Here is a 21520-nt window from a genome sequence, read left to right as displayed (position 1 = left end):
CAATAATATCGTCTACCAGCTCTTTGGCTGAAAGCGTTTTTCCACTCGTTTCTTCACGAAACACATTACCTTCAGTCAATTCAGTACAGATATAACCAATAAACTCTCTGTCACGATACATATAGACAGGCATACCGGAACACAGTATATACTGAGCAATTCGACCACTAGCGAGAACCGCGTCATAGCCTTGCAGGCACTCGTTCTGCAACCATTGCTCACGACTAATCAGGTCACAATCAACAGAGTAAGGTTGTAGTTCATCAGATAATGAATTCAAACTCGGAATCCATGTATCAACGATAACGAGTAACTTTTTAAGACTGGGTATGACATCCGATGACGCTCGGTCGTGATATTTCTTAGCAGTAGGGTTAGGAAATGTCTGAATAATTGATAGCTCAAGACCACTGTCACGTAAAAAATCGCTGAGCCGAGGCAATGTTACTAACACCTTATTCGCCAAACGGTTTTCCAACTTAACATCGGCAGACATCATTTCTAGATTCTGTAACGACTGATGGTCAAAAATAATGTTTGTCTCTATACCACCATTTAACATGCGATTCAGCAAGCTTTCGTTTAGTGATGTACATTGTATCCAGAGAAGCTCATAATTTTCACTAAATTCGTGTTCCGCGTTATCTGTAACAAACAGAACATCTTCCGAGTATCGTTGCTCAATAAAGCTCTTTATTGGGTTGCTGTACTGGTGGCAGTATGCATCGACCCCCCAGCCTCTATCAATAAATGCATCGATAAGATCCAGTATTGCTAATGTTTCATCTTGATAGTCAGTAAACTGAAGTGTGCTGATAAAAACGCGTGGCATAAAGAAATACCTTCTGCAGAAGGGAACAGATAAATGTTATTATAATAGTAAGGAAAAAATTTACTTATCTATCAATAAACCTACAAATTACAGCCTTATTTAGAACATAAAAATCTGCTATTACCTCAATTTTACAACACTAAATTTGATGTATGCGGCGTAATTTGATCTCTTCCCTTCGTTCAGTACCGGTGTAAAGTAGAATTTTCGGGCCTTTTTCTCCGTCAAAAAGAGGTCATCTGGCATGAAAAAGACCCGTTATGCCGAAGAACAGATTGCGTTTGCCCTGAAGCAGGCCGATACTGCCACACGGGTGGAGGAAGTCTGCAGAAAGATGGGGATTTCTGAAGCCACCTTTTACATCTATCGACTACCTCCTTTTTGCAAGTACTGAATCTGGTTTCGGGTTGTTGCTTACATCTATCCGGCATCAGGAATACTAACCTGTGCCCAAATGGGTAATCCGCACACAGTCGCCTCAACAACTGGACGGCCTCTGAGGCCAGTATAAAAATCAGGTTCCGATTGTGCAGGTGCAATCTGTCACCATTTATCAGTACGCTGCAACTTTTGCTGGCAGGATATTAACTTCCCACTGCCTGATACTCGGTCTCATTTCTCAGCATCGACCAGATTATTCTCGCGTTTTTGTTAGCAACCGACACGGTCGTTTTATTAAATCCGCGCCGTTCCTTTAACTGGTTAACCCACTGATTGATATAACCATCATTGTTATTCGTGGCAACCCTGACGACAGCACGGGCACCATGAATAAAAAGAGTCCGCAAATGCTTGTCGCCTTTTTTCGTCATATTCATCAGCACCTGCCTGTCGCCACTCGAGTGCAGGCATGGAACAAGACCAAGCCATGCAGCAAAGTGACCTCCATTCTTAAATTCAGTTCCTTTGCCAATAGCAACAATGGCCGTGGCCGTTTTAGGGCCAATGCCTTTAACTTTGGCAATGCGCTGACAGGCTTCTGAGCTCCTGAACACAACATCAATTTTTTATCAAAAAAGTTTATACGACGACCAAGGTCATTAAAGAGATCATAAAGTTCTGCAATCGTCATGCGCATTCTGTCTCTAAGACCATTTTCAGCATCTTCAAGGATAAGCGGAACGGAACGACGAACTCTTGAGACTGCTGCGCCGATTGTTATTCCCCGATCAAGCAGCAGCCCCCGGATTTGACGTACTGTCGCAGTACGATGATTGACAAGACGCTGTCTTGCACGGTGCAGAGCCTGAATATCCTGCTGCTCAGAGCTTTTCGGTGGAACAAACTGCGTAGTAGGTTGCATCAGAGCCACAGCTATCACCTGTGCATCGTTACCGTCATTTTTTTGCCCACGGACAAAAGGTTTTACATACCGAGGGCTAATGACTTTTACTTTATGTCCCAGTTTTTTAAATTCACGTTGCCAGTAGATGCTTCGACACCAATCAGACATGCCGGAATATTCGCCACCGTCTGGAGCAATTCTTTTCGGCCAGTGCGTTTCGTATAAACTGGCTTGCCGGCCTGTTTTAACCCGCAGAGCTGGAAACGTTTTTAGCCAGATCAATACCCAGAAATTCGATATTCATGGTGATTCTCCTGCTGAGCATATTTCATACAGTTAACCGCAGAGGGAGGAGGTAGTCCATCCCATTAATTGGAAGAAGAAATTTGGCGGGATGGGCGTGACGGAGCTGCGTCGGTTGCGACAGTTGGAGGAAGAGAGCCACCGTCTGAAACGGCTGGTGGTGAACCTGAGTCTGGACAAGGAGATGCAGCCGGATGTCATCCGAAAAAAGTTCTGAGGCCCGTGCAAAAGCGTGAAGCGGTGGCATATCTGCTGGAAGCTTACCGTATCGGGCTGCGTCGCGGCTGTCGTCTGATGATGCAGAGCCGCACGGTTTATCACTACCGCAGTTGCCGTGATGACCGGGCCATCACACAGCGGATAAGGGAAGACGAGTACTGGAGCATGGACTTCATGGCTGATAATCTGTTCAACGGACGTCGTATCCGGGCGCTAACTGTAGTCGATAATTTTAGTCGGGAATGTCTGACAATCCAGGTCGGTCAGGGACTGCGTGGAGACGATGTGGTCGCAGTGATGGAGCGCTTGAAGCAGTTACAGAAGCGGGTGCCGGGACGGCTGCAGACAGACAATCGCAGTTTTCGGGACGAATGTCTGAACGTCCACTGGTTCCTGTCACTGGAAGACGCTCAGGAGAAGGTCGAACACTGGCGACAGGAATATAACCAGCAGAGACCGCATTCCTCGTTAAATAACCAGACTCTGGAGGAATTTGTTCGAAGTCTGTAAAAAGGTCCGGATCTCTGATTTAACCTGGTACCGATATTGGGAAGAGATCAAGACCCGAAAATCTCAAAAAGTGCGGGGAACTAAAATGGGGGCGCTTACAATCACAAAATGACTGTTTGTCGAGATTGGTGCCAATGAGCGTAACGTTTTGCATAATGATCACCTTTAGAAAAAAACACCCTGCCAGCATACTGCTCACAGGGTGTGGTAACCATCTAATTACCCCGCACATAGCTGGGTTTATGGACGTAATACTTTGCTTTAATTAACGCAGCAGAGACAGTACGGTCTGAGGAACCTGATTCGCCTGAGACAGAACAGAAGTACCCGCTTGTTGTAGAATATTCGCTTTACTCATATTCGACACCTCAACGGCATAATCTGCGTCCTGAATTCGACCACGAGCATTAGACAGGTTGTTAATAGTGTTGTTTACGTTAGTGATTGTAGATTCGAAACGGTTTTGGATCGCACCCAAATTACTACGTGCAGTATCTACAGATTTCAGTGCGACATCGACTGCATCGACAATTTTCTGTGCAAGGCCGCTAGCGCCACCGATACCTGATACAGCAGTGCCTGCAGCAGTGCCACTAATAGCCCCAACAGTAGAAGAAACACCTGAGGCCAGACCAGAACCAGAAGTAGTTGTAGCATTAACCAGTGCACCAGAAGTAATCGTAATCACCTCGTCAGCACCACTGTTTGCACCAACCTGAATATTGATACCGCCGCTTGCTGTACCGTCTAGCAATTTGGTTCCGTTGAAAGAAGCTGATTTAGCAGTACGATCGATTTCATCCAAACGTTGCTTCATTTCAGTGTAAACTGAACCGCTATCGCTTGTACCGTTGGTATCATTTGCAACCTGAACCGCAAGTTCACGAATACGTTGCAAGTTGTTGTTAATTTCGTTCAGGTTGCCTTCCGCAGTCTGCGTCAGAGAAATACCGTCGTTGGCGTTACGTGCAGCCTGGGTCAACCCTTTAACCTGAGCGGTCATACGGTTAGCAATCGCCTGACCAGCAGCATCATCTTTTGCGCTGTTGATACGCAGACCAGAAGACAGACGCTCAATGGCGGTACCCAGAGAAGACTGAGATTTATTCAGGTTGTTCTGGGTAACCAGTGACATGATGTTAGTATTGATAGCTGCCATGATAATAATTCCTTAATCAATGAGATATAAGTTTCGGGTTAGACCCACGGGTTCATCCCCGTCGCTAACAATTATCGGAACGTTTTTCAGAAGCTTTAATTTTTTTTGACCGAATCATTTTGGTTGCTCAAGAAATAACACTTGCAACACACCGTGGAGTGTGATAGTGAAATCTTTAGTTCAGCGCATCCCAAAGTCCAGTATCTTAGTGCTAAACTTATCATTTGTACTGCCGATAACAGCCCTATAGTAAATCAACTCTCATAAGAAGGATTATATATATGGCAAGCATTTCTTCATTAGGTGTAGGTTCTGGCCTAGACTTAACGACATTGCTGAGTAATCTGAGAACAGCTGAAAATCAGCGCCTTACTCCAATAAAAACTCAGCAGAATAGTTTCAAAGCACAGGTTACTGGTGTTAGTGCGTTAAAAAGTGCGTTGGATAAATTGAACACGGCTAATAATGCGTTGGCAAAGTCTGAATCATTCGGCATCGTCAAAGGTTCGATTGATGGAATAACCAATACCAGTATATCAGGAACGAATAAAGCCTTTACCGCAACAACAGGTAGTAAGGCTGCCCCTGGGACCTATAGCGTTGAAGTACAACATTTAGCCCAAGCGCACTCAATCACTTCCGCGGTTAAAACCAGTGCCACAGATGCATTGAGCGAAACAGATACAAAACTCGTTATCACTCAAGATAATGGTAAATTTGCTGTTCCTGGCTCGACAACGGGCCAAACCCAAAAATCGCTAGAAATAGATATCAAAGCAGGTAAAACATCACTAAACGATGTACGGGATGCCATCAACAAAACGAATGGCACAGTTACCGCCAGTATCGTCAAAGCGAAAGACAATGAGTATTACCTAATGTTAACCGCAAAAAATAGCGGAACAGATAGTAAAATGACGATAAGTGACAGTGATGGCCTTCTTGGAACAACAGTTGAGAAAGTAGCCGCGCAGAATTCCGTCATCGTCGCCAATGGTATTACTATCGAGCGCCAAAGCAATACGATTGAGGACGCGCTGGAAGGCGTTACTTTAACATTGCAGGCAAAAACAGAAGTTGATAAGCCAGAAACGCTGAGTGTTACGCAAGATATTACCGGAATGAAAGATGCCGTTAAAGCATGGGTTGATGCTTATAATGCGCTGCAAGACACAATCATTGCACAAACTAAATATACCCCGGTTAAATCTGGCGAAGATCAAAACACGTCTAACGGTGCCTTATTAGGTGACTCAACCGTTCGTGAAATCCAGAACAAGCTTAAGCAACAATTAACGACACTCCAGCCTGAAGGCGGTGAATTCCGAATTCTGGCCGATCTGGGTATTACTCAGAACGCTAAAACCGGCAAGCTTGAGATCAGTGATACTAAACTAGATAAGGCACTAAAAGAAGAGCCAGGTAAAGTTAGAGCATTCTTTACTGGTGATAGCGATAAGACGGGTTTTGCAACACAGACCCGAACTTATATGAAATCACTGCTTGATAACATCGATGGTGTTATTAAAACCAAACAGGATGGTCTTGACAGTACAATAAAAAAATTAGATACCCAATTAACTCGCGTGACTAACAGCATCGAAGAAACGATCGCTCGCTATCAAAAGCAGTTTACTAACTTAGATAAAGCCATGTCTGACATGAGCAGTACCACCAGTAGATTGACGAGCATGTTCTCTAAACTCTAAGTTTCTGATAAAAGAAAGATAGGTAGCGTGATGTACAATATGAAAGGCAGTCAGGCCTACGCTCAGGTAGGCCTTGAAAGCAGTGTGATGAGCGCAAGCCCTCATCAACTTATTGTCATGTTGTTTGATGGTGCGCGCAGTGCAATGTTGCGCGCGCGTATTCTCATGGAACAAGGTGATATACCAGGCAAAGGCATGGCGTTATCTAAAGCAATAAACATAATTAATAACGGGCTCAAAGCTGGGCTGGATATGGACAGAGGCGGCGAGTTGGTTGAAAACCTGTCCGCCCTATACGATTACATGTCTCAACGATTGTTGATTGCCAACTTACATAACGATCCCAAAGCGATAGAAGAAGTCGAAATATTGTTGGAAAATATCGCTGATGCCTGGCGGCAAATCGGCCCTAATTACAAACCAGAGCAGGAAGTACGTTAATGGCCTCCCCCCATCGGCTTCTAAAAGATTACCAACAGCTTTTGTCTCTGAGTCAAAAAATTCTTCATTTGGCCGTCAGCGGCCAATGGGATACGTTGGTTGAGCAAGAGATTGTTTATGTTCAGTCCGTTGAAGGCTTAGTTAACACGCCAATTCCTGACGAAATTGACAGTGTGATGCGTTTGCATCTGCGACAGATTTTGCAGGAAGTGATGGATAATGAAGCGAAAGTAAAACAACTTCTGCAGAAGCGGATGGATGAATTAAGTTCGTTAATGGGGAAATCACTGAAGCAAAAGTCAATTAATACGACTTATGGTGAATTTGCAGGCCAGCGGCTGCTACCTGGTGAGCCCTTGCCTGACGAAACGCGATCGTAGTGTTCTATAAATTATATCGCTGTCACCGTCGCGCTTCTGTTTATACGAGGCGCGTTTTTTTATCCATAGCGGAAACTTTTGATACAAATTCTCAGGAATTACCACAGCAAGAGATCAGTTCGTGGCGAGGAAAAGGGAGATATGGGCAGAAAATCGCTACAGATAGAAATCGCACGTCATCCCATTGTTTAACAGTGAGATGATGTGCAATAACTTTAATCATTACAGCAAGATGTCATTAAACGACATCAAACAGACATATTCATTACTTCCTGATACGCCGACACCAGTTTATTACGCACCTGAATGCCCATCTGCATTGAAATAGATGACTTTTGCAAATCCACCATTACATCATTCAATGCTACACCCGGAACGCCCATGGTGAATTTTTCACCTTGCGCACGAGCGACTTGTTGCGTATCGCTGATCTTATCAATCGCCGCTTTTAACTCACTGGCAAAACCAGGTTCTACCGACGGTCTGGCTATTGGCGTACCCGAGGCTTGCAGAGCGTTTACCTGCATTTGTTGTAGAACGCCATTAATACCTTGAATCGACATATTACCTCGCTAAACCTTGCTAATTAGGCTTTCTATACACATTTATGACAACGATACCCTACCACACCCCATTTAGTCTAAATGGGGTAATTAGCGTGAAAAATGCCACCTTATCGACCCATCGATTTTTCTTTTACGGAAAATAATGACATGCCGATAAATGTAGGCGAAATGTTTTATTGATTGCGCAATCAGGGAGTTCTGTTTTGTCACGTCACAACGTTAAGTATATCGTTCAACAACCAAGCAGAGATAGAGTATGAACGCCTCATTAACCGGCTCCGCTACCGGTAAAAATAGCTTTGGCGAAATACTCAACCGGTTACGCGCCAATCCGAAGATTCCGCTCCTCATCGCAGCAGCAGCGACGATTGCCATTGTCGTCGCATTGACGTTATGGGCTAAAGGCCCTGATTATCGAGTCCTTTATAGCAATATAAATGACCGAGATGGCGGTGCGATTGTCAGCGAATTAACAAAGCTGAATATCCCTTACCGCTTTGCGGAAAACGGCGGCGCAATCATGATTCCCGCCGCGAATGTCTATGAGACTCGACTCCGGCTTGCTCAACTGGGGCTGCCAAAAGGCGGCGCTGTTGGCTTTGAATTGCTCGACCAGGAAAAATTTGGCATCAGCCAATTCAGCGAACAGATTAATTATCAGCGTGCGCTAGAAGGTGAGCTGTCCAGAACAATAGAAACGCTGGGTCCCGTTCAAAACGCGCGAGTGCACCTTGCCATACCGAAGCCCTCACTGTTCGTTCGTGAGCAAAAATCGCCCTCATCTTCCGTCACCCTGACACTACAACCAGGTCGTGCTTTAGATGAAGGTCAAATCAACTCTATTGTTTACATGGTTTCCAGTAGCGTTGCTGGTCTGCCACCCGATAATGTTACTGTCGTCGATCAAACCGGACGCCTGTTGACTCAGGCAGGCGGAAGCGGCCGCGATCTGAATGCGGCGCAGCTTAAGTACAGCAACGAAGTCGAGGCAATGTACCAGCGCCGTATAGAGTCAATCATCGCGCCAATGGTTGGTATGGGCAACGTACATGCTCAGGTCACTGCGCAAATCGATTTTTCTGCTCGTGAACAAACCGACGAACAGTATCAGCCTAACCAACCGCCTGATAAAGCAGCCGTTCGCTCTCAACAAACCAGCCAGAGTGAGCAGAAAGGAGGCCCGAATGTAGGTGGTGTTCCTGGCGCATTGACCAATCAGCCAGCACCAGCTCCTACAGCGCCTATTGCAACCGCGCCGAATAATGCCAATGCGAACAACCAGGCAGGCCAGCAGAACCCAAACAATGCCGCGGGCACACAAGCTAATTCGGCCAATGCAGTCATTCAGACATCGAATGTTCGCAATGATGCAACCACCAACTATGAAGTCGACAAGACTATTCTGCATACCAAACATAGCACTGGTGGCGTGAAACGCTTGTCTGCGGCCGTTATCGTTAACTATCAGCCCCCTGGTGAGGATGGTAAACCCGTTGCGCTAACGGAAGATCAGATCAAACAGATTGAAACGGTAGCACGCGAAGCCATGGGTTTTTCTGCAGAGCGTGGGGATACATTGAATGTCGTTAACACGCCATTTATGGACAGTGCCGAAAGCTCTAGTGAACTCCCCTTCTGGCAAAAACAAGCCTTCTTCGATCTCCTGATGGAAGCGGGTCGTTGGCTGCTAGTTCTGATTGTTGCCTGGATTCTGTGGCGTAAGTTGGTCCGTCCGCAACTACAGAGGAAATCTCAGCAACAAGAAGCGGCATTGGCGGCTGCCACCCTTAATAAGGGCAATGATGATGTCGTTGTTAATCTCAGTACCTCTGAAATTGAGCAACAACGGAAATCTCAACAACGCGTTAGTGCGGAAATGCAAAGTAACCGGATACGTGAACTGGCCGAAAATGACCCACGCGTGGTTGCTCTGGTGATTCGCCAATGGATGAGTAGTGAACTATGACCCTGACAGGAACAGAAAAAAGCGCCATCTTATTGATGACCATAGGCGAAGACCGCGCGGCGGAAGTGTTTACTCATCTTTCAACCAAAGAAGTACAGCACCTCAGTGCCGCAATGGCGAGTATGCGCCAGGTATCACATCAACAACTGGTAGAAATCCTCAAGGAATTTGAGGCTGACGCTGAGCAATATGCAGCGCTTAGCGTCAATGCTGGTGATTACCTGCGTTCTGTTCTGGTTAAAGCGCTGGGTGAAGAACGCGCGTCTAGCTTGCTGGAAGACATTCTTGAGAGTCGTGACTCCACAAGTGGGATGGAAACTCTCAACTTTATGGAACCGCAGATCGCCGCGGACCTCATCCGCGACGAACATCCACAGATCATTGCCACAATTTTGGTACACCTGAAGCGTGCTCAGGCTGCCGATATCTTAGCCCTGTTTGACGAACGCCTTCGCCATGACGTCATGCTGCGTATCGCAACCTTCGGCGGCGTACAGCCTTCCGCTCTGGCAGAATTGACAGATGTTCTGAATGGCTTACTCGATGGCCAGAACCTTAAACGCAGCAAAATGGGTGGTGTGCGTACTGCGGCTGAGATCATCAACTTGATGAAAAGCCAGCAAGAAGAAGCCGTTATCGATGCTGTACGCGAGTTCGATGGCGAATTGGCACAAAAAATCATCGACGAAATGTTCCTGTTCGAAAACCTGGTGGACGTGGACGACCGCAGCATCCAGCGACTTCTGCAAGAAGTCGAGTCCGAGTCTCTGCTGCTGGCATTGAAAGGTGCCGAAGAACCGTTGCGCGAGAAATTCCTGCGCAATATGTCCCAGCGTGCGGCGGAGATTCTTCGCGACGATCTGTCTACACGTGGTCCGGTACGTATGTCGCAGGTCGAAAACGAACAGAAAGCGATACTGCTTATCGTTCGTCGATTGGCAGACAGTGGCGAGATGATTATTGGTGGCGGTGAGGATGCTTATGTCTAACGCCTCAAAAAATCTGGCCTGGCAGCCCTGGCAACTCAACGATCTGGCTGACCCCGTGTCAAAAGCTGTTCCAACGTACCAGGTAAATGATGAGCCTGATTTTCCTGATATTGAGCGTTTAAGTGAAGAGAGCGTCCAATTCTCCGCAGAGGATGAGCTGGAGTCTTTGCGCGAAAGTATAATGCAACAAGCTCGAGAAGCAGGTTTTGCACAAGGTCATCAACAAGGATATGACGCAGGTTATCAGGAAGGTTTAGCTAAAGGGCAACAGCAGGGTTTGCAGAATGCCTTGCAGCAACAGCAACCGATCATTGAACAGATGCAAAATATGGTCACTGAATTCCAACAGACGTTGGATACTCTTGACAGTGTTATCCCCGCTCGCCTGATGCAGTTGGCACTGACGGCAGCCAAACAGATTCTGGGGCAGCCTCCGGTATGTGACGGTAATGCCCTGCTCGGTCAGATACAGCAATTGATTCAACAAGAACCGATGTTTTCAGGTAAAACACAATTGCGCGTTCACCCTTCAGATTTGGAGCGTGTTGAACAACATCTTGGTCCAACGCTTAGTTTACATGGCTGGAGATTGTTAGCTGATAGCCAACTCCACCCTGGCGGTTGTAAGGTCAGTGCAGAAGAAGGCGATCTGGATGCTAGCCTGGCGACACGCTGGCATGAACTTTGCCGTTTGGCCGCACCGGGAGAGCTATGATGACTTCACGCCTTGGTCGCTGGCTCTCTTCTCTCGATTCATTTGAGAAGCGTATTGACGACACCCCTTCAGTGCGTCGTTACGGTCGCTTAACCCGGGCAACAGGTTTGGTATTAGAAGCCACTGGGCTACATATGCCGCTGGGAGCAACCTGCCTCATCGAACGGCAGAATGGCTCTCAAGTTGAAGAAATCGAAAGCGAAGTTGTCGGTTTCAACGGGCAAAAGCTCTTTCTTATGCCGCTGGAAGAAGTTGAAGGTATTACTCCTGGCGCGCGCGTTTACGCCCGCGTTGGCCAAGACAGCAGCAGCCAAGGAAAGCAATTACCCTTAGGTCCTGAATTGCTGGGACGAGTATTAGATGGGAGCGCAAAACCACTGGATGGTTTACCCGCCCCTGATACAGGTTATCGCGCCCCGCTGATTACACCGCCGTTTAACCCATTGCAACGAACACCAATCGAAAGTGTTCTTGATGTGGGTGTCCGAGCCATCAATGCCCTGCTCACCGTAGGTCGAGGGCAGCGAATGGGCTTGTTTGCTGGCTCAGGGGTTGGTAAAAGTGTGCTGTTGGGCATGATGGCGCGCTATACTCAGGCTGACGTCATTGTCGTTGGTCTTATCGGCGAACGTGGCCGAGAAGTGAAAGATTTTATCGAGAATATTCTGGGCACGGAAGGGCGAGCACGCTCTGTCGTTATTGCCGCCCCGGCTGATGTTTCTCCATTATTAAGGATGCAAGGGGCAGCATATGCCACGCGTATTGCTGAAGATTTTCGCGATCGTGGTCATCACGTACTGCTAATCATGGATTCGCTCACGCGCTATGCTATGGCACAACGTGAAATTGCTTTAGCAATTGGTGAACCACCGGCAACCAAGGGCTATCCACCGTCTGTCTTCGCCAAATTACCCGCGCTGGTAGAACGTGCTGGGAATGGTATTCATGGAGGTGGCTCTGTCACCGCCTTCTATACCGTTCTGACAGAAGGTGACGATCAGCAGGACCCTATAGCCGACTCTGCTCGTGCCATCCTTGACGGACATATCGTACTATCTCGTCAACTCGCAGAGTCTGGTCATTATCCGGCAATTGATATTGAAGCATCGATTAGTCGTGCGATGACAGCACTGATTGATGAAAGTCACTATGCTTCTGTAAGGCAGTTTAAACAGTTACTATCCAGTTACCAACGTAACCGTGATTTAGTCAGTGTTGGTGCTTACGCCGCAGGCAGTGATCCAATGCTTGATAAAGCAATTCGGCTCTATCCCTACTTGGAAGCCTTCTTGCAACAGGGTATGTTTGAACAAAGTGACTATGATGAATCCTGCCAAGCGTTGCACGCTATTTTCCCTCGTAACGAGTAGGAGAGCAGATGAAAACCCAGTCACCGCTGGTTACACTACGCGAACTGGCGCAGAAGGACGTTGAGAAAGCCGCAGGTCAGTTGGGCCAGGTGCGTCGGGCTCATCAACAGGCTGAGCAGCAACTCGATATGCTGTTAAACTATCAGGATGACTATCGTCAAAAGTTAAATTCGACGATGTCCTCTGGTATGGCGAATAATAGTTGGCAAAATTATCAGCAGTTCATCCGAACGTTGGACAGTGCAATTGAGCAACACAGGCAACAGCTCTCTCAATGGACATCACGTTTAGATTTGGCAATGAAAACCTGGCAAGAAAAACAGCAGAGATTGAATGCTTTTGAAAAACTGCAAGATCGTGAACTGACAAGACAGCTTGCAAAAGAGAATAAAATAGAACAAAAACAAATGGATGAATTTGCCCAACGGGCCTCACAGAGGAAAACAGAATCATGAATCTGTCCGCATTACCTATAGCTGCTACCACTGCCAGTGATACGAGCAGTTCCTCTGCTTCTTTGCTGACACAGGGTGAGCTGCCAAAAGATTTTGTTGATCTGTTGAGCAAACGCATATCACAAGTAGCTGATACATCGAGTAAAAAGACGCTTGATAAAGTGGACGAGGATGCTTTGTTAAATGCCTTGGGTAAGGATAATACCTTGCTCAGCCGTGACGATTTAAATGCCTTTCTTTCTTCATTCAGCTCTCTAACTGGGGTAGCTGTTGCGTCTAATAAGCAAAACCCAGAAATTGCTGATCAGGCGAAGTTAAAAGATATAGACAAAAAAGATAGCGACGATAGCGCAAACGACGCGATTGCAATGCAGACACTGTTTGCTATGTTGCAAACAACGCCATTGCCTACGCAAACTGCAGCTGATACTGATAGTATCGCCATGACAGCAGTAAACACCGGTTTAAATATTCCAGGACTCATTAACGCTAAACGCCAAAGTGATATCCCCGCATCTGCTGCATTAAGCAGCACAGATGAAAATGGCAAAAGTACTTTGGCAAAGCTGCTAGACACATCAATAGTGTCAGATAAAGGTGCTGACATATCACGCGATCTTCCGCATGTAACTAAGCAGGCGTCACCGACTTCGACCGAGTCTAAGGATGATGTGGCAAAATTCTCACTGGCTGCACCACATTCCTTTGCTGGCGATCGTAATGCATCTGAATCGATTTCCACTTTAGGCAATAGCGCATCTCAAACAACGTCGCCTGTAGTTCAGGCTATGCACGTTCAGCCGGCAACGGTGGGAAGCACCGCTCCAGCCCCTCAGGTAGCAAATGCACAACTGAATGCACCGTTTGGCTCTCCACAGTGGCAAGACGCATTGGGACAACAAATCGTTATGTTCAGTCGTAATGGTCAGCAGACCGCAGAATTGCGTTTAAATCCACAAGAACTTGGCCCCCTACACATCAGCCTAAAAATCGATGATAACCAAGCCCAGATTCACTTAGTTTCAGCAAACAGTCAGGTTCGCTCAGCGTTGGAAGCCGCATTGCCACATTTACGTAATACAATGGCAGAAAGCGGCATTAACCTTGGGCAAAGCAGTGTCGGCAGTGACTCATCAGCCTGGCAGCAGCAAATGGCAAGTAATAATAATGATGGCAACAACCGTGGCCCGTCTTACCAACAACAATTTGGTCATTCGTCAGAAAGCACAAGTGAGTCATTAAACGTACCAGAACAGCTAAAAGCAATGGCATCATCCGTCAACGGTGTTGATATCTTTGCTTGAAAGTGAAGTAAACGAATAAGTTAGCACGGTTTTCCCTGCCTATTCTCTGTATTGAACATTGCAATAGGCAGGATAATCATCGACATTACGCATTTATTTATTGTTAATTTCACCCTGCAATAAATATCGATAAGTAACGGGAACTATCTTTGGCTATGTCTGATATGCAAGTTCGACCAGGACGTAAACGGTCTGTTTGGCTAATACTACTGATAATCGTTGCTCTCGCTGCGAGTGCTGCTGCGGGTGCCACATGGTGGCTATTAAGTCAAAAAAATGCGGCTACGTCTGAGCAGGAAGCACCGCCACCGCCAGAGCCTGTTTTCATGCCACTGGATACCTTTACCGTTAATCTCGTCAATGCAGATAATGACCCTGACCGTGTATTATATGTAGGATTCACGCTGCGTTTGCCAGATGAAGCAACCCGCACGCGATTTACGAATTACCTGCCTGAAGTTCGCAGCAGGCTGTTACTATTACTTTCTCGTCAGGACGCCATCGCGCTTGCCAATGAGCAAGGTAAACAGAAGCTGATAGAGCAAATCAAGCAAGTGCTAAGCCCACCATTAGTTCCTGGTCAACCTAACCAGGTCGTCACTGATGTTCTGTTCACGGCCTTTATACTGCGGTAACCATTATGGGCGATAGTATTCTTTCACAAGCAGAGATTGATGCATTATTAAACGGTGACAGCGGCGATAGTGACGCTGATACAAATGCGTTATCAAAAACGGATGGGGATGTAAAACCCTATGATCCGAATACTCAACGGCGCGTTATCCGTGAGCGTTTACAAGCATTAGAAATTATTAATGAGCGTTTTGCTCGCCAGTTTCGTATGGCTCTGTTTAACCTACTGCGCCGTAGTCCTGACATTACTGTGGGAGGGATTAAAATCCAGCCTTACCACGAGTTTGCAAGGAATCTTCCAGTACCGACGAACCTGAATTTGATTCACTTAAAACCACTACGTGGCACCGCGCTATTTGTGTTCTCGCCAAGCCTGGTGTTTATCGCCGTAGATAATCTCTTCGGTGGCGATGGACGTTTCCCGACAAAAGTAGAAGGGCGTGAATTTACCCATACCGAGCAGCGCGTCGTGAAGCGTATGTTACGTCTGGCGCTGGAAGCCTATGGTGAAGCCTGGAACGCGATTTATAAACTTGATATCGAATACGTGCGTTCAGAAATGCAGGTCAAGTTCACCAACATTACGACGTCGCCTAATGATATCGTTGTGACCACACCGTTCCATGTTGAAATCGGTTCATTAACCGGTGAATTTAACATCTGTATTCCTTTTTCAATGATAGAGCCGCTACGTGAACTGCTCGCGAACCCACCATTGGAAAACTCGCGACAAGAAGATCAGAGCTGGCGGGATACCTTAGCCAAGCAGGTACAACATTCCGAGCTGGAATTAGTCGCAAATTTTGTAGATATTCCGTTGCGACTTTCCAAAATTCTGAAGTTACAACCCGGCGATGTGTTACCGATCGACAAACCTGAAAAGATCGTTGCCCATGTTGACGGTGTACCAGTTCTGACCAGCCAGTATGGTACATTGAACGGGCAATATGCTCTACGTGTTGAACATTTGATTAACCCTATATTGAATTCTCTGGATAACGAGGAACAGCCCCATGAGTGACACCAAGAAACCGTCCGACGACAAGGAATCAGTGGACGATCTGTGGGCTGATGCATTTAACGAGCAGCAGGCTGCAGAAAAACCGGCCGCGACAACGGAAGGCATTTTTAAGTCGTTAGAAGGTCATGACCCGCTAGGTGCCCTACAAGATATCGATCTGATATTGGATATTCCGGTTAAACTTACCGTTGAGCTTGGCCGAACCAAAATGACGATAAAGGAACTCCTGCGTTTGACTCAGGGATCTGTTGTTGCACTTGATGGCTTAGCAGGTGAACCGCTGGATATCCTGATCAATGGCTATTTGATCGCACAGGGAGAAGTCGTCGTCGTTTCTGATAAGTATGGTGTTCGTATTACCGATATCATGACACCCTCTGAACGTATGCGCCGCTTGAGTCGTTAATGGCAACAGTTTCGGTATCACCCCCGACTTCAGTAGCAAGCCAACAATCAACTCTTGTTACTGGGCCACCACTTACTGGCAGCATGCTACTGACACAGGTCGGTAGCGTACTTGCCGGCATTTTGTTATTTATTCTACTCATTGCCTGGCTTGCCCGTAAACTCGGTTTTGCTCCGCAAGCCAAACAAAACAAGTTGCTAAAAGTCGTATCCAGTTGCTCTGTCGGCCAACGTGAGCGTGTCGTTATTGTCGAAGTGGATAATACCTGGTTAGTATTAGGTGTTACTCCTCAGCAAGTCACGCCACTGCATACGCTCCCAGCACAACCAACCAATGACAGTTCATCTGTAGGCGATAGCAAGCCGGCAGATTTTAATCAACTGTTAAAGAGAGTTTTAAAGCGTCCGGAAAAATCGGAATGAGAGCGTTGTCTAAATATTGTAGTATCACTACCTTTCTTCATACACTGCGCTATAGCTTAGCCATCGGTTTATTATTCATGGCGCCGTCAGTATGGGCACAGCTTCCGGGAATTGTGACTCAACCGCTACCTAATGGCGGACAGAGCTGGACGCTATCAGTACAGACGTTGGTTTTCCTCACGTCATTAACTTTTATTCCCGCCGCATTGCTAATGATGACCAGCTTCACCCGAATCATCATTGTATTAAGTTTGTTACGCAATGCGTTGGGTACACCCACTGCACCGCCAAACCAAGTGTTGCTAGGATTGACGCTGTTTCTGACATTTTTTGTTATGTCGCCAGTATTAAATCGTGTTTATGACGAGGCCTATCTTCCATTCAGCCAAGATCAAATCAGCATGGAAGTCGCCATCGAACGCGGCGCAGAACCAGTACGTGAATTCATGCTGCGACAAACGAGGGAAACCGATCTGGCGCTGTTTACAAGGCTGGCAGAAATTCCAGAAATTCAGGGGCCTGAAGCGGTGCCGATGCGCGTACTTCTTCCCGCGTTTGTGACAAGTGAATTAAAAACAGCTTTCCAAATTGGCTTTACCGTCTTTATTCCCTTCCTTATCATCGATCTCGTTGTTGCCAGTGTATTGATGGCACTGGGGATGATGATGGTTCCCCCAGCTACCATTTCTTTGCCTTTTAAACTCATGCTTTTCGTATTAGTCGATGGCTGGCAACTGCTACTTGGTTCATTAGCCCAAAGTTTTTACAGTTAGAGGAATCCGACTATGACACCAGAATCGGTGATGGCACTTGGCTATGAAGCAATGAAAGTCGCATTGGCACTAGCTGCCCCTCCTCTGATGGCGGCTCTGCTCAGCGGTCTGACTATTAGCCTTTTGCAGGCAGCTACCCAAATAAACGAAATGACATTATCGTTTATTCCTAAAATCCTAACCGTGTTTTTCACCTTAGTGATCGCTGGTCCTTGGATGTTAAACCTGATGCTGGACTATATGCGTACGCTATTCGGCCAGTTACCTAATATTATTGGGTAAACATGCTGACGTTTAACAGCTGGGACATGGTGAATTGGGTTAGCCAGTTTTTCTGGCCCTTTGTCAGAATTCTCGCACTGATCAGTACTGCGCCAGTCTTTAACGAAAGAGCTATCGCTAACCGAGTGAAAATAGGTCTGGGAGTGCTGATTACCCTGCTCGTTGCACCCTATTTACCGCTAAACACAACGCCCATTTTTTCTGTCTCGGGCGTGTGGCTGCTAATACAGCAAATCCTCATCGGTGTAACTCTCGGTTTGTCAATGCAGTTGGCATTTGCCGCTATTCGCCACGCGGGGGAACTTATTGGTTTACAGATGGGTCTCGCCTTTGCGACTTTCTTTGATCCGACTGGCGGTCCGAATATGCCAGTAATAGCTCGTTTCCTGAATATTCTCGCCATATTACTGTTTTTAACCTTTGATGGACATCTCTGGCTGATCTCGTTATTGGCAGATAGCTTCTATACCCTGCCCATCGGTACTGCTCCCATTAATAGCCATGCTTTCCTTGCTCTGGCACGTGCCGGTGGATTGATTTTTATTAACGGATTGATGCTGGCGCTACCCATCATAACCCTCTTGCTAACTATCAACCTGGCGTTAGGTATGCTTAACCGCATGGCCCCCCAGCTCTCAATATTTGTTGTTGGCTTCCCGATTACCCTCACTATCGGAATCATGACGATAGGCTTATTACTCCCGCTAATCCCACCATTCGCAGAGCATTTATTCAGTGAGGTATTCGATTTACTCGCTGATATTCTTACCCAACTAGCAGGCTCTTAGAGCTATCTATGAAAGCGCGTACAACACGAATTCCGCATCGGTAATAAATGCGTTAATCCTAACTCGTTACATGGACACATAGACTGTGATTGAAATAAACGACGTGTAGATAATAACTACACGGATGTAGGTACGCTAAGCGGTGAGAGAATGACATGAAAATAAATAGTATAGAGAAGTGAAATTCATGATTAGTAAAAAACGGCATGTCACCATTCAGTATAATGAAAAGGTGACATGCCTAAAAAATACGCCCGGTTTAAGCGTATTCAAATTTGAATGCAAAGAGTATCGTTTAGTTTCACTTATTACCGATTTATCTGAAATAACGACATGCCTTGCATATTCTGAAATGCTGTATAAGAAGCCTGCAAAGAATCTCGTTGCATCATATAGGACGAAATAGCTTCAACCCAGTTGGTATCCTCCAACTGTGACAACGTTGATTTGTTGGTCACATCACGGTCTTTACCGATAGAATCTAGAGTATCGATCTCATTAAGTTGAATACCTAATTCTGCACGAACAGAAGAAATATTGTTTATAGAGTTATTTAAACCACGATTAGCCGTTGCCAATTTTGCTTCAACATCAGCTATTGTTGCATCGTCAGCACCATCAAGCGGTGTTTCAAGCGCTTTAATTGCAATATCCAATGTTTCAAATAAGTCCGATTGGATACTACCATCTGGCTCTTTTTTAGCATCTCCCGTTACAGCATTGAAAACCGTAGAACCGACATGGCTAACATTCATATTTCGAGACGCGTCCACGCGCTGTGAAATCGCCTTATCTCCGCCAACATATTTGATGCCTGTTGCACTATCTGCGAAAGGGGTTTTATCCGTTTCATAGCCTGCAAAGATATAATTTCCGTTACCATCAGTGCTGTTTGCAAGATTAAGTAATTCAGCCTTCATCCCACGCAGCGCGGTCGCATTTGATTTACGGTCATCATCGCTCTTAATACCACCACCGCTAATCACTTCCGTCAATGCACTAGTAATAGTAATAACGCTGCTATTCAGAATAGAATCTTCCAACGACATACTTTGCTTAGCAAACGTACGTGCCAATGTGTACTGACTGTTTTCTGATTGAGCTTGACCAAGCATAATGACATTCGCTGCCGCTATCGGATCGTCCGATGGATTCACAACACGTTTACCGGTTGACAATTGTTCACCCGTTTTTTGCCATGTTGTCTGACCATTAACAATGCCTTGCATATTTTGCTGGTATATCATGCTGGTGCTTAAGCGCATGGTATCAATTCCTCTTTCTCAATTGGTCAGATTAGCCACGGGCTGCTAAAAGTGCATCAAATATGGATTGTGCTGTTTTGATGACCTGAGCATTTGCCATGTAATATTGTTGATAACGCATCAGATCGCCGTACTCTTCATCTAGATTCACACCAGATACAGACTGCTGTTCTGCCGTCAGTTGCTTGACAACGTTTTGCTGCGATGCGTTATTTATCTTCAGCGTACTGGCCTGATTACCAATCGAACCAACCATCCCTGCATACGCGCCAGACACGCTAGCTTTGCCACCTACAATCTTTTCATTTTGCAGCGCAAGTAACGCTTTAGCATTGGTGTTATCACTCACACCACCAAAAGGTATAGAATTGCCATCCGCATCAAAAGCAGCGGCGGCTGCAATTTTATCAGGATCGGAAATAGCTACCGACATATTAATAATGACATCGTTCACTGGTTTAAGTAAGAAGCTGTCATTCGCTGCAGGAGTCCCCGTGATAGCCATCTTGATACCATCAAAATTCAGGCTGTTATCAGAAACGTCTACCGCTGCCGTAAAGGTTGAATTGTCAGATAAACGGGTAACTTGCCAATTCGCACCATCATATTTAACCGCATAATTCGTTGCCTGTACGTCTTTGGTATCAGTGTAAGATGGCGTTAACGTAGCTGTGCCGCCATTTTTACTGTCACCCAAGACAACAGCTTTACCAAACGCGAAGAACTCTCTGTCTGCAACGCCATCGCGGCCGTAACCTTTTTGATGTTGGATATTAAATGCATCAGCAAATGCCAGCGCTAATTGCCCTAACTGATTGCGCGTCCCATCCAGCGTCTCTGAACGGAAGGAAAGTAATCCCCCTAATGAGCCGCCAGTTAACGAACTCTCATTCAACGTGGTGACATTATCTGCCTGGTCTTTATAACCAACGGTAAGGCGAGCCCCATCATTACTCGAACCAATTGCTACCAATTGATTACTGCTACCCGCCTGAACTAAGTTAGTCCCATTTTTTAACGCGACGTTATAAACAGTTCCATCCTGAATAACGACATCGACACCGACTAATTTATTGAGTTGGTCAACCAAGTGATCGCGCTGATCGAGAAGATCATTAGGCATTGCACCACTATTTGCACCCAGCAACCGATTGATATCGTTATTTAAAGATGCAATTTGATTAGTATAAGTATTAACCTGCCCGACGATACTTTGAATTTGCGTATTCAGGCCACTGTCCATGTCACGCAAATATTTATCAGTAACTTTAAACTGGTTTACAAGCCCTTCAGCTTTACCCAGCACGGTTTGGCGAGTAGCGGAATCGCCAGAATTACTGGTGAGGTTCTGTAAGTTAGAAAAAAATCCTTGTATCGCTGATGAAAGGCTGGTGGTACTACTGGCCAGCAGATTATCAATCTTAGAGATCTGATCGTAATACGCAGAAACTGAACTGCTTGTCGTTTGTGCAGAACGCAATTGGTTGTTAATAAATTCATTATATTGGCGATCGACGCTAACAACATTCACACCGTTGCCCATATATCCAGCCGATGTGCTGCTGCTAATCGCTTGTTCAATTATCGTATTTTGCCGACTATATCCAATAACAGCCTGATTACTAATGTTATTACTCACGGTATTCAGCGCAACCTGTGCACCTTTTAAGCCACTCATCGCGGTGTTAATTAAATTGGACATAGGGTGTTGTTCCTTTTACACAGGC

General features: G+C 46.1%; 21 protein-coding genes and 3 pseudogenes. 18 read left to right on the top strand and 6 right to left on the bottom strand.

What is annotated here, in order from left to right:
* Positions 1-832, bottom strand: an 832-nt coding sequence (locus tag EDI29_RS18765) for a hypothetical protein (protein WP_137742097.1), incomplete at its 3' end; no start/stop codon positions are given.
* Between the two features lie 244 nt (positions 833-1076).
* On the opposite strand from EDI29_RS18765, the pseudogene EDI29_RS18760 reads away from it, so the two are divergent.
* Positions 1077-1202: pseudogene (locus EDI29_RS18760) on the top strand (transposase); the annotation flags it as partial.
* Positions 1203-1416: 214 nt separating this feature from the next.
* Here EDI29_RS18760 and EDI29_RS18755 read toward each other — a convergent pair.
* Positions 1417-2421: pseudogene (locus EDI29_RS18755) on the bottom strand (IS110 family RNA-guided transposase).
* 66 nt (positions 2422-2487) lie between these two features.
* On the opposite strand from EDI29_RS18755, the pseudogene EDI29_RS18750 reads away from it, so the two are divergent.
* Positions 2488-3149, top strand: a pseudogene (locus EDI29_RS18750) (integrase core domain-containing protein); the annotation flags it as partial.
* 265 nt (positions 3150-3414) lie between these two features.
* Here EDI29_RS18750 and EDI29_RS18745 read toward each other — a convergent pair.
* On the bottom strand, positions 3415-4308 hold the full coding sequence (locus tag EDI29_RS18745; protein ID WP_137742096.1) for a flagellin N-terminal helical domain-containing protein: 894 nt from the start codon (positions 4306-4308) through the stop codon (positions 3415-3417).
* Between the two features lie 281 nt (positions 4309-4589).
* Here EDI29_RS18745 and fliD point away from each other — a divergent pair, with 281 nt between their 5' ends.
* The 3 genes from fliD to fliT are packed head-to-tail and all read left to right on the top strand — an operon-like array spanning position 4590 to position 6838.
* Positions 4590-6017, top strand: coding sequence for a flagellar filament capping protein FliD (gene fliD / locus EDI29_RS18740; protein ID WP_137742095.1), 1428 nt, complete (start codon positions 4590-4592; stop codon positions 6015-6017).
* Positions 6018-6047: 30 nt separating this feature from the next.
* Positions 6048-6458, top strand: coding sequence for a flagellar export chaperone FliS (gene fliS, locus EDI29_RS18735; protein ID WP_137742094.1), 411 nt, complete (start codon positions 6048-6050; stop codon positions 6456-6458).
* Positions 6458-6838, top strand: coding sequence for a flagella biosynthesis regulatory protein FliT (gene fliT / locus EDI29_RS18730; protein ID WP_137742093.1), 381 nt, complete (start codon positions 6458-6460; stop codon positions 6836-6838). Before fliS ends, fliT begins: the two co-directional genes overlap by 1 nt.
* Before the next feature lie 248 nt (positions 6839-7086).
* Here fliT and fliE read toward each other — a convergent pair whose 3' ends face one another.
* Positions 7087-7401, bottom strand: a complete 315-nt coding sequence (fliE, locus tag EDI29_RS18725; RefSeq protein WP_137742092.1) for a flagellar hook-basal body complex protein FliE — start codon at positions 7399-7401, stop codon at positions 7087-7089.
* A gap of 259 nt (positions 7402-7660) precedes the next feature.
* Between fliE and fliF the strand changes: the two genes are divergently transcribed.
* The 13 genes from fliF to fliR all read left to right on the top strand — a co-directional run bounded on the left by fliF (position 7661) and on the right by fliR (position 18528).
* Positions 7661-9370, top strand: coding sequence for a flagellar basal-body MS-ring/collar protein FliF (fliF, locus tag EDI29_RS18720; RefSeq protein ID WP_137742091.1), 1710 nt, complete (start codon positions 7661-7663; stop codon positions 9368-9370).
* A complete protein-coding gene (fliG, locus tag EDI29_RS18715; RefSeq protein WP_107167766.1) occupies positions 9367-10359 on the top strand; it encodes a flagellar motor switch protein FliG in 993 nt (330 codons plus the stop codon). The genes fliF and fliG overlap by 4 nt, the downstream gene beginning before the upstream one ends.
* Positions 10352-11074, top strand: a complete 723-nt coding sequence (fliH, locus tag EDI29_RS18710; RefSeq protein ID WP_137742090.1) for a flagellar assembly protein FliH — start codon at positions 10352-10354, stop codon at positions 11072-11074. Before fliG ends, fliH begins: the two co-directional genes overlap by 8 nt.
* Positions 11074-12444, top strand: coding sequence for a flagellar protein export ATPase FliI (fliI, locus tag EDI29_RS18705; RefSeq protein WP_137742100.1), 1371 nt, complete (start codon positions 11074-11076; stop codon positions 12442-12444). The genes fliH and fliI overlap by 1 nt, the downstream gene beginning before the upstream one ends.
* 8 nt (positions 12445-12452) lie before the next feature.
* Positions 12453-12899: a flagellar export protein FliJ gene (gene fliJ / locus EDI29_RS18700; RefSeq protein WP_137742089.1), complete on the top strand. Its 447-nt coding sequence runs from the start codon at positions 12453-12455 to the stop codon at positions 12897-12899.
* Positions 12896-14203, top strand: a complete 1308-nt coding sequence (locus EDI29_RS18695) for a flagellar hook-length control protein FliK (protein ID WP_137742088.1) — start codon at positions 12896-12898, stop codon at positions 14201-14203. The genes fliJ and EDI29_RS18695 overlap by 4 nt, the downstream gene beginning before the upstream one ends.
* 155 nt (positions 14204-14358) lie before the next feature.
* Positions 14359-14838, top strand: a complete 480-nt coding sequence (fliL, locus tag EDI29_RS18690) for a flagellar basal body-associated protein FliL (RefSeq protein ID WP_107167771.1) — start codon at positions 14359-14361, stop codon at positions 14836-14838.
* Positions 14839-14843: 5 nt separating this feature from the next.
* Positions 14844-15857 carry a flagellar motor switch protein FliM gene (gene fliM / locus EDI29_RS18685; protein WP_137742087.1) on the top strand — a complete coding sequence of 338 codons (1014 nt, stop codon included), beginning with the start codon at positions 14844-14846 and terminating at the stop codon, positions 15855-15857.
* Positions 15850-16263, top strand: a complete 414-nt coding sequence (fliN, locus tag EDI29_RS18680) for a flagellar motor switch protein FliN (protein WP_107167773.1) — start codon at positions 15850-15852, stop codon at positions 16261-16263. The genes fliM and fliN overlap by 8 nt, the downstream gene beginning before the upstream one ends.
* A complete protein-coding gene (gene fliO / locus EDI29_RS18675; protein ID WP_137742086.1) occupies positions 16263-16685 on the top strand; it encodes a flagellar biosynthetic protein FliO in 423 nt (140 codons plus the stop codon). Before fliN ends, fliO begins: the two co-directional genes overlap by 1 nt.
* Before the next feature lie 77 nt (positions 16686-16762).
* Positions 16763-17458 carry a flagellar type III secretion system pore protein FliP gene (fliP, locus tag EDI29_RS18670; protein WP_193555678.1) on the top strand — a complete coding sequence of 232 codons (696 nt, stop codon included), beginning with the start codon at positions 16763-16765 and terminating at the stop codon, positions 17456-17458.
* A gap of 12 nt (positions 17459-17470) precedes the next feature.
* On the top strand, positions 17471-17740 hold the full coding sequence (fliQ, locus tag EDI29_RS18665) for a flagellar biosynthesis protein FliQ (protein ID WP_039273449.1): 270 nt from the start codon (positions 17471-17473) through the stop codon (positions 17738-17740).
* A gap of 2 nt (positions 17741-17742) precedes the next feature.
* A complete protein-coding gene (fliR, locus tag EDI29_RS18660; protein ID WP_137742084.1) occupies positions 17743-18528 on the top strand; it encodes a flagellar biosynthetic protein FliR in 786 nt (261 codons plus the stop codon).
* 308 nt (positions 18529-18836) lie between these two features.
* Here the strand turns inward: fliR and flgL are convergent, their stop codons facing one another.
* Positions 18837-19793 (bottom strand): flagellar hook-associated protein FlgL, encoded by a 957-nt coding sequence (gene flgL, locus EDI29_RS18655; protein WP_137742083.1) that lies wholly within the window; start codon positions 19791-19793, stop codon positions 18837-18839.
* Positions 19794-19824: 31 nt separating this feature from the next.
* Complete coding sequence (gene flgK / locus EDI29_RS18650) at positions 19825-21495, bottom strand: flagellar hook-associated protein FlgK (protein ID WP_137742082.1); 1671 nt, start codon at positions 21493-21495, stop codon at positions 19825-19827.
* Between the last annotated feature and the right edge of the window lie 25 nt (positions 21496-21520).

It is taken from the genome of Pectobacterium polonicum (assembly GCF_005497185.1).
Classification (GTDB): domain Bacteria; phylum Pseudomonadota; class Gammaproteobacteria; order Enterobacterales; family Enterobacteriaceae; genus Pectobacterium; species Pectobacterium polonicum.
The sequence above is the reverse complement of the archived record's forward strand: the minus strand, read 5'-3'. Positions and strand labels throughout refer to the sequence as shown.

Excerpts from the sequence above, each read along its gene's own strand:
- EDI29_RS18745 (WP_137742096.1), bottom strand. The coding sequence starts at position 4,308 with ATGGCAGCTATCAATACTAACATCATGTCACTGGTTACCCAGAACAAC.
- fliD (WP_137742095.1), top strand. The coding sequence starts at position 4,590 with ATGGCAAGCATTTCTTCATTAGGTGTAGGTTCTGGCCTAGACTTAACG.
- fliS (WP_137742094.1), top strand. The coding sequence starts at position 6,048 with ATGTACAATATGAAAGGCAGTCAGGCCTACGCTCAGGTAGGCCTTGAA.
- fliT (WP_137742093.1), top strand. The coding sequence starts at position 6,458 with ATGGCCTCCCCCCATCGGCTTCTAAAAGATTACCAACAGCTTTTGTCT.
- fliE (WP_137742092.1), bottom strand. The coding sequence starts at position 7,401 with ATGTCGATTCAAGGTATTAATGGCGTTCTACAACAAATGCAGGTAAAC.
- fliF (WP_137742091.1), top strand. The coding sequence starts at position 7,661 with ATGAACGCCTCATTAACCGGCTCCGCTACCGGTAAAAATAGCTTTGGC.
- fliG (WP_107167766.1), top strand. The coding sequence starts at position 9,367 with ATGACCCTGACAGGAACAGAAAAAAGCGCCATCTTATTGATGACCATA.
- fliH (WP_137742090.1), top strand. The coding sequence starts at position 10,352 with ATGTCTAACGCCTCAAAAAATCTGGCCTGGCAGCCCTGGCAACTCAAC.
- fliI (WP_137742100.1), top strand. The coding sequence starts at position 11,074 with ATGACTTCACGCCTTGGTCGCTGGCTCTCTTCTCTCGATTCATTTGAG.
- fliJ (WP_137742089.1), top strand. The coding sequence starts at position 12,453 with ATGAAAACCCAGTCACCGCTGGTTACACTACGCGAACTGGCGCAGAAG.
- EDI29_RS18695 (WP_137742088.1), top strand. The coding sequence starts at position 12,896 with ATGAATCTGTCCGCATTACCTATAGCTGCTACCACTGCCAGTGATACG.
- fliL (WP_107167771.1), top strand. The coding sequence starts at position 14,359 with ATGTCTGATATGCAAGTTCGACCAGGACGTAAACGGTCTGTTTGGCTA.
- fliM (WP_137742087.1), top strand. The coding sequence starts at position 14,844 with ATGGGCGATAGTATTCTTTCACAAGCAGAGATTGATGCATTATTAAAC.
- fliN (WP_107167773.1), top strand. The coding sequence starts at position 15,850 with ATGAGTGACACCAAGAAACCGTCCGACGACAAGGAATCAGTGGACGAT.
- fliO (WP_137742086.1), top strand. The coding sequence starts at position 16,263 with ATGGCAACAGTTTCGGTATCACCCCCGACTTCAGTAGCAAGCCAACAA.
- fliP (WP_193555678.1), top strand. The coding sequence starts at position 16,763 with ATGGCGCCGTCAGTATGGGCACAGCTTCCGGGAATTGTGACTCAACCG.
- fliQ (WP_039273449.1), top strand. The coding sequence starts at position 17,471 with ATGACACCAGAATCGGTGATGGCACTTGGCTATGAAGCAATGAAAGTC.
- fliR (WP_137742084.1), top strand. The coding sequence starts at position 17,743 with ATGCTGACGTTTAACAGCTGGGACATGGTGAATTGGGTTAGCCAGTTT.
- flgL (WP_137742083.1), bottom strand. The coding sequence starts at position 19,793 with ATGCGCTTAAGCACCAGCATGATATACCAGCAAAATATGCAAGGCATT.
- flgK (WP_137742082.1), bottom strand. The coding sequence starts at position 21,495 with ATGTCCAATTTAATTAACACCGCGATGAGTGGCTTAAAAGGTGCACAG.